Origin of the sequence: Actinoplanes sp. CA-015351 (assembly GCF_050955685.1) — a bacterium.
Classification (GTDB): domain Bacteria; phylum Actinomycetota; class Actinomycetes; order Mycobacteriales; family Micromonosporaceae; genus Actinoplanes.
The window spans coordinates 7,118,613-7,130,969 of sequence record NZ_CP192102.1 but is presented as its reverse complement, the minus strand read 5'-3'; the positions used below and the strand labels follow the sequence as shown (position 1 = coordinate 7,130,969).

10 protein-coding genes are annotated in these 12,357 nt (G+C 70.9%); 6 read left to right on the top strand and 4 right to left on the bottom strand.

What is annotated here, in order from left to right:
- Positions 1-2: 2 nt before the first annotated feature.
- The 4 genes from ACQP2E_RS32300 to ACQP2E_RS32285 are packed head-to-tail and all read left to right on the top strand — an operon-like array spanning position 3 to position 4,596.
- Complete coding sequence (locus ACQP2E_RS32300) at positions 3-1,355, top strand: PQQ-binding-like beta-propeller repeat protein (RefSeq protein ID WP_433826760.1); 1,353 nt, start codon at positions 3-5, stop codon at positions 1,353-1,355.
- A 50-nt stretch (positions 1,356-1,405) separates the two neighbouring features.
- A complete protein-coding gene (locus ACQP2E_RS32295) occupies positions 1,406-2,695 on the top strand; it encodes a hypothetical protein (protein WP_433826759.1) in 1,290 nt (429 codons plus the stop codon).
- Between the two features lie 9 nt (positions 2,696-2,704).
- The gene (locus tag ACQP2E_RS32290; RefSeq protein ID WP_433826758.1) at positions 2,705-3,379 is read left to right on the top strand and encodes a response regulator transcription factor; all 675 of its coding nucleotides are present in this window, start codon (positions 2,705-2,707) and stop codon (positions 3,377-3,379) included.
- 41 nt (positions 3,380-3,420) lie between these two features.
- The gene (locus ACQP2E_RS32285) at positions 3,421-4,596 is read left to right on the top strand and encodes a sensor histidine kinase (protein ID WP_433834118.1); all 1,176 of its coding nucleotides are present in this window, start codon (positions 3,421-3,423) and stop codon (positions 4,594-4,596) included.
- On the opposite strand, the gene ACQP2E_RS32280 is transcribed toward ACQP2E_RS32285, so the two are convergent.
- From ACQP2E_RS32280 to ACQP2E_RS32270, 3 genes are all read right to left on the bottom strand, one after another.
- On the bottom strand, positions 4,593-6,653 hold the full coding sequence (locus ACQP2E_RS32280) for a 3-hydroxyacyl-CoA dehydrogenase NAD-binding domain-containing protein (protein ID WP_433826756.1): 2,061 nt from the start codon (positions 6,651-6,653) through the stop codon (positions 4,593-4,595). The genes ACQP2E_RS32285 and ACQP2E_RS32280 overlap by 4 nt on opposite strands.
- Positions 6,650-7,846 carry a thiolase family protein gene (locus ACQP2E_RS32275; protein ID WP_433826755.1) on the bottom strand — a complete coding sequence of 399 codons (1,197 nt, stop codon included), beginning with the start codon at positions 7,844-7,846 and terminating at the stop codon, positions 6,650-6,652. Before ACQP2E_RS32275 ends, ACQP2E_RS32280 begins: the two co-directional genes overlap by 4 nt.
- 264 nt (positions 7,847-8,110) lie before the next feature.
- Positions 8,111-9,433: an HRDC domain-containing protein gene (locus ACQP2E_RS32270; RefSeq protein WP_433826754.1), complete on the bottom strand. Its 1,323-nt coding sequence runs from the start codon at positions 9,431-9,433 to the stop codon at positions 8,111-8,113.
- A 145-nt stretch (positions 9,434-9,578) separates the two neighbouring features.
- On the opposite strand from ACQP2E_RS32270, the gene ACQP2E_RS32265 reads away from it, so the two are divergent.
- Complete coding sequence (locus ACQP2E_RS32265) at positions 9,579-10,550, top strand: S1C family serine protease (protein WP_433826753.1); 972 nt, start codon at positions 9,579-9,581, stop codon at positions 10,548-10,550.
- Positions 10,551-10,553: 3 nt separating this feature from the next.
- On the opposite strand, the gene ACQP2E_RS32260 is transcribed toward ACQP2E_RS32265, so the two are convergent.
- The gene (locus tag ACQP2E_RS32260) at positions 10,554-11,126 is read right to left on the bottom strand and encodes a DUF3000 domain-containing protein (RefSeq protein WP_433826752.1); all 573 of its coding nucleotides are present in this window, start codon (positions 11,124-11,126) and stop codon (positions 10,554-10,556) included.
- Positions 11,127-11,207: 81 nt separating this feature from the next.
- On the opposite strand from ACQP2E_RS32260, the gene hemE reads away from it, so the two are divergent.
- Positions 11,208-12,242, top strand: a complete 1,035-nt coding sequence (hemE, locus tag ACQP2E_RS32255; RefSeq protein ID WP_433826751.1) for a uroporphyrinogen decarboxylase — start codon at positions 11,208-11,210, stop codon at positions 12,240-12,242.
- Positions 12,243-12,357 lie beyond the last annotated feature (115 nt).

The following is a 12,357-nucleotide window of genomic DNA, read 5'->3' as shown; positions in this document are numbered from 1 at the left end:
GCGTGACGCTGATCGACCTGGACCGCGCCGCGGAGAGTGACCAGGCAGCCGGCCTGCGCCCGCCGCCGTGGCGTTACCGGCATGCCGGCATGCTGCTCGCCGCCGTCCTGATGATCACGCTGGGTGGTGCCGCGCCGACCGCTTCGGTCTTCTGGCGGTATCTGGGCGAGATCGGTCAGGTGAACACCGCCGAGGTGCCCGTCCAGCTGACCGGCGACCACCTCTACACGCTCGCGTCGAGCGGGGTGCAGCGGGAGCTGACCGCTTACCAGCTGGACCCGCCCCGGCAGCTCTGGACGAGTGAGGTGCCGCTCGGCGCCGGTTACGACCCGACCCAGGGCCTGTTCGGATCGGTCACGGTCCGGCGCAGCGGCGACATCGTGCTGGTCTCCGAGGGTGTCACCACCACCGCCCTGGACGCGGAGATCGGCGCGGTGCTCTGGAGCGCGCCATTTGTTGTCACACTGCTGAGTTCCGGGCACGTCGGCGTCGTGGTGGAGCGGATTTTCCGGCCGGGCACCGAGTACGACCAGGCCTCCGGCGACCCGGGGCCGCTCTATTTCTCGGCCACCGGCGTGCCGCACACCGAGGCGCCGATCCGGACCGAGGTACGCGGCATCGACCTGACCACCGGCAAGACGGTCTGGACGGCCGCGCCCGGCGGTTCGGTGACCGTCGACCCGGCACGAAAAGATCCGGCGCGCGACGATCCGGCTGCCGTGCTGATCACCGCCTCCGACCGGCTGATCCGGCTCGACGGCGCCACCGGAAGGACGCTCGCCGAGACCGAGCTGCCCGAGCTGAACGGCTCCGGCCCGTTCTCCGGCTCGGTGATCGGTGACGTGGCGATGGTCGGTTACCAGGACCCGCCGCGGCTGGTGGCGTACGACGCCCGGACGCTGCGCCGGCTCTGGCAGCGCGACCGGCCGGATGTCGAGGGTGAGGTGCCGAGCTGCCGCGACGTGATCTGCTCCGGTCCGCGCAGCGAGCTGCTGGTGCTGAACCCGGCCACCGGCGACGAGGCCTGGGCGGTGTACGCCGAGACCGACCTGGCGTCCCGAGCCGGGTCGGTGCTGGAGACCCGGGCCGACACCGACACCCCGATCCGGCTCGCCGACCCGCTCACCGGCAGGACCCTTGCTGACCTGGGCGGATGGGAGCAGGCACTGGACGGGGAGGCGGACGGGGTTCTGGTGCTGCGGCGCGATCTGAGCTTCGCGGCGGTGTTGCCGGGGCACCACGAACTGACATTTCTCGGCACGGCGGACGCTGCCGGCGGGGACTGTTCGGCGGACGAGCATCACGTCGTCTGCTCCGATGGCACGGGTCTGGGCGTCTGGGCGTACCGGATCTGACCTCGCACGCGGCACAATGAGTCGCAAATCCCCGAGTACGGGGGCCCGGTGTGAGCGATGTCCTGATCGACCTCGGCGAGGTGCCGCGCGGCGATTCCCTGGTTCCGGCCATCGAGGCCGAGGCGCCGCCGGTGCCGTACCGCATGCTGCTCGTGATTCTCTCGGGAATCCTGGCCGGACTGCTCGGCGGAGGCACGCATCCGCGCCTGCCCACACCGGTGGCGGTCGTGCCGGCCGCGCAGGGTGACGTCATCCGGGTGGTCGGCGACCGGCTCTACGTGATCGGGCGGCAGCTCCCACCGGGCACGCGGGAGATCCGCGGGTTCTCGCTGCCGGACGCGCGGCCGGTCTCCCAGCATCAGGTCGCGGTCACCGGCGAGGTCCTCGGCGTCGCGGCCGCCGGCGACGTGATGATGCTCAGCGTGCAGGACGAGCGGACCGTGCGGTTCGGCACGATAGCGCTGCGGGCCGGCGTCGCCGCGCCTCTCTGGAAGCGTCCGGTGCTCCTGGTGGGCCTCTCGGCGACCGGCCGGCTGGCGCTGGTCCGCGAGGAGGCCGCGACCGAGACCTGGTGGCGCGGGCTCGATCTGGAGACCGGGGCGGTGCGCTGGAGCATCCGCCAGAACCCCGGCGACGAGATCGCGCCGTCCAGCCGGGACAGCGGCTACCCGAAGTGGCTCTTCCAGCTCACCGCGGCCCGCCGGCTCCAGTCCTGGGACACCACCACCGGGCAGCTCACCGCTACCGCGAACGTGCCGGAGCGCAGCCCGGAGAACATCTCACTCTGGCCGGCCGGCGACCTCGCCCTGATCGGCGCGCGAGGCGCGGGCACCACCGGGTACGACGCCACGGAGGGCCTGCGGCAGCGCTGGCACAGCGGCGTGAACCTGAGCTGGTACCGCAACCCGAGCCCCTGCGGCGAGCTGATCTGCACGTTCCTGCCGCAGAACGGGATCATGGTGCTCGACCCGAGGACCGGGCGGGAACGCTGGTCCTCGGACCGGTGGAACTACGCCGAGCGGATCGGCTCCTACCTGGTCACCGGCCTGCCGGGCACCCGTTACCCGGAGCATTTCGTGCTCGATCCGGTCACCGGCGACGTGCTCGGCGCGGCCGGCCGCTGGCAGAGCGGCGGGCCGGGGCCGGAACCGGACACCGCGTACGTGAAGCGGGCCGACACGGTCACCGACCGGCTCTGGTTCGGGGTGCTCGACATGCGCGGGATGCGGGTCCGGGTGGCCGGGGCGGCCGATCGGGTCGCCGGCGACTGCCACTTCGCCGCGAACGCCTTGATCTGCCGCAGGCTCGATGCCTCGGTCGGCGTTTGGCGCCTTGATTAGTCTTCAATCATGCGCGTGCTGGTGGTGGAAGACGAGCGGAACCTGGCGGATGCGATCGCCCGTGGGCTGCGCCGCAAGGGTATGGCCGTGGACGTCGCGTACGACGGCCTTCAGGGGCACGAGATGGCGTACGTGACCAGGTACGACGTCGTGGTGCTGGACCGGGACCTGCCCGGGATGCACGGCGACGAGATCTGCGCCGAGCTGGTCGCCTCCGGCACCCTGACCCGGGTGCTGATGCTCACCGCCAGCAGCACTGTCGCCGACCGGGTCGAGGGGCTCGAGCTGGGCGCCGACGACTACCTGGCGAAACCGTTCGCCTTCGAGGAACTGGTGGCCCGGGTGCAGGCGCTGGGCCGGCGGGCCACCCCGGCCGCGCCGCCGGTGCTCATCGTCGGCAACCTGGTGCTCGACCAGACCCGCCGGGTGGTGACCCGCGGTGGTGCGCCGATCGACCTCACCAACAAGGAGTTCGGCGTCCTGGAGGAGCTGCTCAAGGCCCGCGGCGGCGTGGTGTCCACCGAGGAGCTGCTGGAGCGGGTCTGGGACGCCAACACCGACCCGTTCACCACGACTGTCCGGGTGACCATCAACACGCTGCGCAAGAAGATCGGCGATCCGCCGCTGATCGAAACCGTGGTCGGGGCCGGCTATCGGGTTCCCGAGCCGGTCGTGGCCTCGTGACCGTCTACCAGGGCGTGAAACGCCAGGCGCAGCGCTTCTCGATGCGCCCGACGCTGCGGCTGCGGCTCACCCTGCTGAACGGCATCCTGCTGATCGGCGCCGGCGCGGTGCTGGTGCTGCTCGCCTGGCTGCTGGTGAGCGAGTCGCTGCACCCGGTCGACGAGCTGCGCGAGGGCTCGGCCGTGACGCTTTCCGACGGCAGCACCCGGGACGCGCTCACCTGGCAGGCCGACATGGTCGCGCAGGCCTCCCGGGAACTGCTGATCAACGGTTTCAGCGCGCTCGTGGCGATCGGCATCATCGGCATCGCCGGGGCCTACGCGGTGGCCGGCCGGGCCCTGCGACCGCTGCACAGCGTCACCCAGACCGCTCGGCGGCTCGGCGAGGAGACCCTGGACCAGCGGATCCGGTACTCCGGCGCGGACGACGAGGTGGCCGAGCTGGCCCGCACATTCGACGCCATGCTGGACCGGCTGGCGGCCGCGTTCGAGTCGCAGAAACGGTTCGTGGCCAACGCTTCGCACGAGTTGCGTACGCCCCTCGCGGTTATGCGTACCGAGATCGACGTGACACTCAGCGACGACGAGGCCGACGTGGCCGAGTACCGCCGGATGGCGAAGGTGGTCCGCAATGCCTCCGAGCGGGCGAACGGGCTGGTCGACGCGCTGCTGGTGCTGGCCCGTTCCGAGGCGCAGTCCGGCCGGCGGCTGGTCCGCAAGGTTCCGGCCGACCTGGCGACGAGTGTCTACAACGCCCTCTCCGCAGTGCGGGTCGAGGCGGACCGGATGAAACTCGAGGTCACCACCGACCTGGAACCGGCGCCGGTGGTCGGTGACCCGAGCCTGCTGGACCGGCTGGCCGGCAACCTGATCGAGAACGCGATCCGGTACAACCACCTGCTCGGGCGGCTGTGGCTGCGTACCGAGTCGGCGAACGGGCAGACCCGGCTGATCGTCGGCAACACCGGTTACGAGGTGGAGCCGGCCGACGTGCCGGGGCTGTTCGAACCGTTCCGGCGGGGCGGCTGGGAACGCACCGGTTCACGCGGCTCCGGCCTGGGGCTCTCCATCGTGCGGGCGGTCTGCGACGCGCACGGCGGCACGGTCTCCGCGGTGGCACAGGAGGGCGGCGGGCTGGAGGTCACCGTGGTGCTGCCGGCCGCCGACACCACACCGGTGGTGGCGGCGACCGCAGCAGTGCCGCGACCGGGACGTTAGCCCCGGACGTTCGCCACGCCGTCAGGCAGGAACCGCTTGCCGGTCACCTTCTCCGACGTGCCGCTCCGGTCCAGGTACGGCGTGATGCCGCCCAGGTGGAACGGGTAACCCGCGCCGAGGATCATGCACAGATCGATGTCCTGCGCCTCCGCGACCACGCCCTCGTCGAGCATGATGCGGATCTCCTCGGCCAGGGCGTCGAGGGCCTTCTGGCGTACCTCGTCAGCCGTGAGCGGGCTGTCGCCGAGTTCCAGGGCCTTGACCACCTCGGGGTTGATCTCGTCGTCGACCAGCAGCGGCTGGCCGAGGTCGACGATCTTCTTGAGGTTGGGGGAGTCCACGTACCGCTCCGGGAACGCCGAGTGCAGCGTCTCACCCACGTGGTACGCGACAGCCGGGCCGACCAGCTGGAGCAGCGCGATCGGGCGCATCGGCAGACCCAGCGGGTCGAACGCCTCGTTCACCACATCGAGCGGGGTGCCGGCGTCGACGGCGGAGAAGACCTCGCTGGTGAACCGGGTGAGCACCCGGTTGACCACGAACGCCGGGGCATCCTTGACCAGCACCGACGACTTCTTCAGCTGCTTGCCGACCTCGAACGCGGTGGCCAGCGTGGCGTCATCGGTCTTCTCGCCCTTGATGATCTCGAGGAGCGGGAGGACCGCTACCGGGTTGAAGAAGTGGAAACCGACGACCCGCTCGGGGTGCTGCAGGCCGGCCGCCATCTCGGTGATCGACAGCGAGCTGGTGTTCGTCGCCAGGATCGCCTCGGGCTTCACGATCGTCTCGAACTCGGCCCAGATCTTCTTCTTGAGCTCGAGGTTCTCGAAGACCGCCTCGATCACGAAGTCGGCGTCAGCGAAGACCGACTTGTCGACCGAGCCGCTGATCAGGCCGCGCAGCTTGGCCGCGGTGCCCTCGTCCATCCGGCGCTTGCCGACCAGCTTGTCGATCTGCTCGTTGACGTAGGCCACGCCCTTGTCGACGCGTTCCTGGTCCAGGTCGGTCAGCACCACCGGCACCTGGAGGCGGCGCAGGAAGAGCAGGGCCAGCTGGGACGCCATCAGACCGGCGCCGACGATGCCGACCTTGGTGACCTTGCGGGCGTTCTCCCGGGAAGGCACACCGACCGGCCGCTTCGCCCGGCGCTGCACCAGGTCGAACGCGTACAGGCTGGCGCGCGACTCGTCACCCATGATCAGGCCGGCGAGGGCCTGGGTCTCGGCCGCGGTGCCCTCCTCGAACGAGCCCTCCTTGGCGAGGGCGAGCAGTTCCAGGGCCTTGTTGGCCGAGGGGACCGCGCCGTGCAGCTTCTCGTCGAGCTGGTTCTTGGCGAACCAGAGCACGCCGTCCCACATGTCCCGGTCGATCTCGGGACGCTCGACGGTGACCTCGCCCTTGACCACGCCGGCCGCCCAGGCCAGCGAGTCCTCGATGAACTCGGCGGCCTCGAAGAGCGCGTCCGCGACGCCCATTTCCTTGGCCTGCTTCGGGCGCAGCACCTTCTGGGTCAGCGGGTTCGACAGGATGACCTGGGCCGCGCCGGCGATGCCGATCAGGTTCGGCAACAGCTGGCTGCCACCCCAGCCCGGGATCAGGCCGATCGCGACCTCGGGCAGGCCGAGCGCCGCCGCACCGGTGGAGACCGTGCGGTAGTGACAGTGCAGGGCGACCTCGAGGCCGCCACCGAGCGCGGCGCCGTTCACGAACGCGAACGTCGGGATCGTGCTGTTCTTCAGCCGCGCGAACACCCGGTGACCGAGTTCGCCCAGCTCAAGAGCCTGCTCCTTGGAACTGATCAGCGGCATGCCGGTGATGTCGGCACCCACGCAGAAGATGTACGGCTTACCGGTGATCGCGATGAACGCCGGGTCCGCCGCGGTGGCCGCGGTGATCGCGTCGTCGAGCGACTTGAGGCCGGCCGGGCCGAAGCTGTTCGGCTTCTTGTGGTCGAAGCCGTTGTCCAGCGTGATCAGCGCGACCGGCTTGTCCAGGCCCGGCACCCGGACGGACCGGACCAGCGCCTTTGTCACTACCTCGTTCGGGTTGTCGATCACTTCGAGGCGCCTTCCCAGTTCGGGTTCTCCCAGATGACCGTTCCGCCCATGCCGATGCCGATGCACATGGCGGTGAGGCCGTAACGGACCTCGGGGTGCTCCTCGAAGTGGCGGGCCAGCTGGGTCATCAGCCGCACCGCGGAGGAGGCGAGGGGGTGACCGATCGCGATCGCGCCGCCCCACGGGTTGACCCGCGGGTCGTCGTCGGCGATGCCGTAGTGGTCGAGGAACGCGAGCACCTGGATGGCGAACGCCTCGTTCAGCTCGAACAGGCCGATGTCGTCGATCGTGAGACCGGCCTTCTTCAGGGCCTTCTCGGTCGACGGGATCGGGCCGTAACCCATGATCTCCGGCTCGACGCCGACGTAACCGAACGAGACCAGCCGCATGGCGACCGGAAGGCCCAGCTCACGGGCGGTCGCCTCGTCGGCGATGATGGCCGCGGTCGCGCCGTCGTTGAGACCGGCGGCGTTGCCCGCGGTGACCCGGCCGTGCGGGCGGAACGGAGTCTTCAGCGTGGCGAGCTTCTCCAGCGAGGTCTCGCGGGGCGCCTCGTCAACGGTCGCGAGGCCCCAGCCCTGCTCCGAGCTGCGCAGCGCCACCGGCACCAGGTCCGGCTGAAGCTTGCCGTCGGCGTACGCCTTCGCGGTCTTGAGCTGGGAGTTCAGCCCGTACCGGTCGGTGCGCTCCTTGGTGATGTGCGGGAGCCGGTCGTGCAGGTTCTCCGCGGTCGCGCCCATCACGAGCGCGGACGGGTCGACAAGCTTCTCGGTCAGGATCCGCGGGTTCGGGTCGACGCCCTCACCCATCGGGTGGTGACCCATGTGCTCGACACCGCCGGCGATGGCGATGTCGTACGCGCCCATCGCGATGCCGCCGGCCACGTTCGTCACCGCGGTCATGGCGCCCGCGCACATGCGGTCGACCGCGTAGCCGGGAACAGTCTTGGGCAGGCCGGACAGGAGCGCGGCCGTGCGGCCGATCGTCAGGCCCTGGTCGCCGGTCTGGGTGGTGGCGGCGATCGCCACCTCGTCCACCCGGTCCGTCGGGAGCTGCGGGTTACGCCGGACGAGCTCTCGGATGCAACGGATCACCAGGTCATCGGCGCGGGTCTCGGCGTACATGCCGCCCGCCTTGCCGAACGGGGTGCGGACGCCGTCGACGAAGACGACCTCGCGTACTTCACGGGGCACAGCAAGCCTCCTTGCGGGCGTGAACCCAATTGTGCAAGGAATGCTACTCGCCGGTAACTAGTGGCGGCCACCGCATCGCGAAAACGTCACAGCCTTGTTTCCGGCGCGCTCTCCAGAAACACAAAGACCAAGGTCAAGAGCTTGCTGTCGCACCTGGGTGGTGGGTACGGACCGCTGCTCACGCCGAGGGCCGAGCCCGGCGAGCTGGCCGCTGACGCGTCCAGAACACTCGCCGGCCCCGGCGACCTGCGTGAGCGGTCGCGCTCACCCCACGGCGGGCGCCGGGTCCGGCAGGGCTTCGGCCAGCTGGTCGGCCAGCAGGCCGACCTGCCAGTTCCGGGCGCCGAACCCGCGCAACGTGTCGCCCACCGTCTGACCGGTGACCTCGTCCGGCGGGGACCAGGCCAGCCGGCGGATGAAATCCGGGCTGATCAGGTTCTCCGGCGGCAGGGTGTGCTGCTCGGCGCTGCCGACCACGATCGCCCGGCAGCGCGCCAGGCGGGCCGCGGCGATCGGGTCACGCTCGGCCCAGCGGTGCGGCGGCGGCGGACCCTCGACCGGCTGATTCACCGGCAGCGCGTCGTCCGGCAGCGCCCGTGCCTGGTCCAGCGCGTCCAGCCAGATCCGGGCCAGCCGGCGTACCGAACGGCCGCCGAACCCGGGGATGCCGAGCAGGGTGCGCTCGTCCTTCGGATCGGCCTCGGCCGCCGCCACGATCGCCGAGTCCGGCAGCACCCGGCCGGGCGCCGAGTCGCGGCGGGCCGCGACGCCGTCCCGGGCGTACCAGAGGGCGCGGACCCGGGACTGGGCGCGCGCGCCACGGACTCGGTGTATTCCCGAAGTCCGGCGCCAGGGATCGGGCCGGACCTTCGGCGGCCGGTCGGCGCCCGCCACCAGCGCGGCGAACTCCTCGGCGGCCCAGGCCGACTTGCCCTGCCGCTCCAGCTCGGCGGCGAGCAGATCACGCAGATCGGTGAGCAGCTCCACGTCGAGCGCGGCATAGGTGAGCCAGGACTCCGGCAGCGGCCGGGTCGACCAGTCCGCCGCCGAGTGGTGCTTCTCCAGGGAGAACCCGAGCAGCTGCTCGGTGAGAGCGGCCAGGCCGACCCGCTCGAAACCGGCCAGCCGCGCGGCCAGCTCGGTGTCGAACAGCCGGCGCGGCTTCATCCCGAGCTCGGCCAGGCACGGCAGGTCCTGGCTGGCGGCGTGCAGCACCCACTCGGCCTCGGCCAGCGCGGTGTCGAGGGTGCGCAGGTCGTCCAGCGGAAGAGGGTCGAGCAGCACGGTTCCGGCGCCGGCTCGGCGCAGTTGCACAAGATAGGCGCGCTGGGTGTATCGGTAGCCGGAGGCGCGCTCGGCGTCCACGGCCACCGGCCCGGTGCCCGCGGCCATCCGGGAGACCACATCGGCCAGTTCGGCCGCGGTCTCCAGCGGAGGCGGGGTGCCGTCGCGCGGAGCGGTCAGAGGTGTAGCAGCAGGACTTGTAGCTGCGGGACCGCCAGAATTCGGGTCGGGCGGCACGGCGTGCGGTCCGTCCCCTGCTGTGTCCGGCGAGTCCCGACGGCGCAGGGGTGCTTCGTCGGTCACTCCGTAACCGTACGGGGGTGACACCCTTGCCGTGCGCAGCCGGGGTCCGGCGCGTCTATTTCCGATCTTCCGCCGGACTCAACCGCTGGGCGATTTCGTGCGTATGAACATGTGCAGCGCCGAGACCACTGGAGGGCCGCGCCGGATGAGCCCGTACGAACCTTTCACCCCCGCCAACGGTTACGACCAGCGCCGTGGGGAGTGGGCGGCACCCGAGCAGCAGCAGTGGTTCCAGGACCAGCAGTGGGCTCAGGAACGTCAGTGGGACCAGCAGCAGCAGTCGCAGTGGTATCCCCAGCAGCACCAACAGCAGCAGTACCACGAGCCGGCCCCGGTCATGGCGGCACCCGCGGCGAGCGCTCCGATCGCCCGCGGCAGCCGCACCCGGCTGGTCATCATGGGGCTGGTGGTGGCGCTGCTGGCGGTCTCCGCGTGGCAGGCGTTCCGGGTCGAGGGCATGATCCGCAGCAGCTCGGATCTGGCCTCCGCGGTCACCGCCGAGCAGGGCAAGACCCAGGAACTGGAAAAGCAGCTGGCCACCGTCTTCGACCCGGAAGGCATCGCGGCGGCCGTGCTGCCCAGCGTTTTCCGGGTCCGGGCCGGCGACTTCACCGGCACGGCGTTCGCGGTCAGCGCCACCGACGACGGCCGGACCAACCTCTTCACGAACTACCACGTGGTCGAGGAGACGTTCGAGGCCGGCGACAAGTCGGTCTCGCTGGAGCGCGGCACCACCCGCATCGAGGCGACGATCGTGAAGGTGAGCGCCGGCAAGGATCTGGCGCTGCTGCGGACCACCCGCGACATCAAGGCGCTCGGTGTCGCGGGCGACGAGGTGAAGCCGGGCCAGCAGGTGGTGGTCGTCGGCGCGCCGCTCGGCCTGGACGACTCGGTGACCACGGGCGTCATCTCCGCGTACCGCCCGGACGACTCGGACGGCCCGACGATCCAGTTCGACGCCCCGATCAACCCGGGCAACAGCGGCGGCCCGGTCGTCAACACCAGCAAGCAGGTGGTCGGCATCGCCACCGCGAAAGCCCGCGACGCCGAGGGCATCGGCCTCGCCATCCCGATCGCCACAGCCTGCGAAACCCTTGGCGCCTGCGCCAAGGGTTAGAGGTCAGCCGGCGGGGGCTCGGTGGCGGTCGGTCAGCGAGGAGACCCCGGGCGGGGGCAGCCCGGCTGTCGAGGCCAGCATGGTGCACCAGCCGCGAAGATGGGCGCCGAAGTCGGTGGACGTGGGTGTCCAGGAGGCGCGTACCTCCAGGTCTGCGGTAGGTGCGGGGCCGGCCAGCTCGCCGAAGCGGGTTGAGGCTGTCTGGGTGACCGTGCCGCCGATCGCCGTGTACGCCGCCTCGTAGTGCTCCAGACCGTCGGTGAGCCAGGTCCACGCGACCGCCGGCAGCAGTGGATCGGTCGCCAGGTCCGACTCCAGCTCGGCGGTGATCAGCGTGACCAGGCGCAGGTCGCCGCGCCAGGCATCGTGGCCGTCCGGCTCGTGGAGCAGGATCAACCGGCCGCTCGCCACCTCGTCCTCGCCGCGCAGGACGGTGGCGCTGAGGGCGAACGCGAACTTCGCGAGCCGCTGAGGGGGAGCGATCTCCTCCAGGAGGATCTCCGTCCACGGCGACTCCACGCGCAACCCGGCGACGGCGCGGGTGAACGCCTCGGGGGCAGGTGCGGGGGACGCCATAGGGGAAGACTAAGCCGATCTCAGCGCCCTCCGTGCTCGGCACGCCGCCGGACACCATCACTGCCGTGACACCATGGCTCGGTGACGGTTCTCGAAGACTCCCCCTTTGTCCGGGCGTGTCGCGGCCTTCCCGGCTCGCACACGCCGGTCTGGTTCATGCGGCAGGCCGGGCGTTCACTCCCCGAATACCGCAAGATCCGGGCGGGGGTCGGCATGCTCGAGTCGTGCCGCCGGCCCGAGCTGGTCACCGAGATCACCCTGCAGCCGGTCCGCCGGCACGACGTCGACGCGGCGATCCTGTTCAGCGACATCGTGGTCCCGGTCGCGGCGGCCGGGATCGACCTGGACATCGTGGCCGGCACCGGCCCGGTGGTGGCCGAGCCGATCCGCACGGCCGGTGACCTGGAGCGGCTGCGCCCGATCACGCCCGAGGACGTCGGCTTCGTCGCCGAGTCGGTGCGCCTGCTCGTCGCCGAGCTCGGCGCGACGCCCCTGATCGGATTCGCCGGAGCTCCGTTCACGCTGGCCAGTTACCTGATCGAGGGCGGTCCGTCGCGGACGTACCTGAAAACCAAGGCCATGATGTACGGCCAGCCCGAGCTGTGGAACGCGTTGCTCACCCGGCTTTCCGAGATCACGCTGACGTTCCTGCGTACCCAGGTTGACGCCGGGGTGAGCGCGGTCCAGCTGTTCGACTCGTGGGCCGGTGCGCTCTCCGAGGCCGACTACCGGCAGCACGTGATGCCGCACTCCGCGGCCGTCCTGCGCGGTCTGCTCGACGCGGGTGTGCCCCGGATCCACTTCGGTGTGGGTACCGCGGTGCTGCTCGAGGCGATGGGTGAGGCCGGTGCCGACGTGGTGGGCGTGGACTGGCGTACCCCGCTCGACGTGGCGACCAAGCGGATCGGCCCGGATCGGTCGGTGCAGGGCAACCTGGACCCGGCGATCCTCTTCGCCGGCTGGGAGACAGTGGAGCGGGAGACCCGCCGGGTGCTGGCGCAGGGCGCGTCCGCACCCGGGCACATCTTCAACCTGGGCCACGGCGTGATGCCGGAAACCGATCCGGAGATCCTGACCCGCCTGGTGGCGCTGGTTCATGAGATCTCGTCGCGCTGAGACCTCGGGCTGACCGCCCGCGAAAAGATAGGACCTGGGTCCCTGGCCGGCCCGGACGCAAGGCTGGCAGGCTCGGATCACAGCGAACGACCCCGGCCACCGGCGGCCGGGCGGA